This is a genomic window from Streptomyces sp. DH12, from assembly GCF_020873895.1.
Taxonomy (GTDB): Bacteria; Actinomycetota; Actinomycetes; order Streptomycetales; family Streptomycetaceae; genus Streptomyces.
Genome location: NZ_JAHWGT010000197.1, coordinates 1 through 818 on the forward strand (window position 1 = coordinate 1; position 818 = coordinate 818).

The following is an 818-nucleotide window of genomic DNA, read 5'->3' on the forward strand; positions in this document are numbered from 1 at the left end:
CCTCTACACGGCGGCGGAGTCGCTGCGCGCCGTGGCCGTCCTCCTCAACCCGGTCATGCCGGAGACCTCCCAGAAGCTCTGGGACTCCCTCGGCGCGGAGCCCACCCTGGGCGCCCTCGCCGGCCAGAAGGTCCAGGAGGCCGGCACCTGGGGCCTCCTCCCGGCCGGCTCCACGGTCACCAAGGGCGCGGTCCTCTTCCCCCGCCTCGAGGAGAAGCCCACCGCGTAACACGCTCGCCACAGGACGGCCCCGGGAGAGAACATCCCTTCTCCCGGGGCCGTCCGGCTTGCGAAGATCGCGTCAAGGCGGCCGAACGTCCGGCCGCCGCAGACGACCACACGTGGGGGGACACGAACCATGGCACTCTTCGGCAACGCGCACACCGTCGACCCGGCCAAGGCCCAGCAGGACTACGCCCGGCTCCTGGGCCACGGCGAGCAGGTGCACGCGGCGTTCCTGCTGATACGCGACACGATCCTGTTCACGGACCGCCGCCTGATCCTGGTCGACAAGCAGGGCATCACCGGCAAGAAGACCGAGTACCACTCGATCCCGTACCGCAGCATCTCCCACTTCGCCGTGGAGACCGCCGGCCACTTCGACCTCGACGCCGAACTCAAGATCTGGATCTCCGGCTCCCCGGCCCCCATCCAGAAGACCTTCACGAAGGGCGTCGACATCTACGAGGTCCAGGCCATCCTCACCCAGTTCGTCGCCCGCTGACCGGCGCGAACGTTTCCCTCAACCTCGAACGGGTGAACGCGCCCCGATAACTCCCGGTGCGGGACCATGAGCGCCCTAGCGTGCCGCTCATGGT

1 protein-coding gene and 1 pseudogene are annotated in these 818 nt (G+C 68.9%); both read left to right on the forward strand.

Features of this window, described 5'->3' with window-relative positions; translation table 11 throughout:
• Positions 1–229 (forward strand): annotated as a pseudogene (locus LPA54_RS33475) (methionine--tRNA ligase); the annotation flags it as partial.
• A 129-nt stretch (positions 230–358) separates the two neighbouring features.
• Positions 359–724, forward strand: a complete 366-nt coding sequence (locus tag LPA54_RS33480) for a PH domain-containing protein (protein ID WP_093764358.1) — start codon at positions 359–361, stop codon at positions 722–724.
• Positions 725–818: the final 94 nt, after the last annotated feature.

Bases quoted from the DNA above. Each gene is read 5' to 3' on its own strand.
- LPA54_RS33480 (WP_093764358.1), top strand. From the start codon at position 359: ATGGCACTCTTCGGCAACGCGCACACCGTCGACCCGGCCAAGGCCCAG.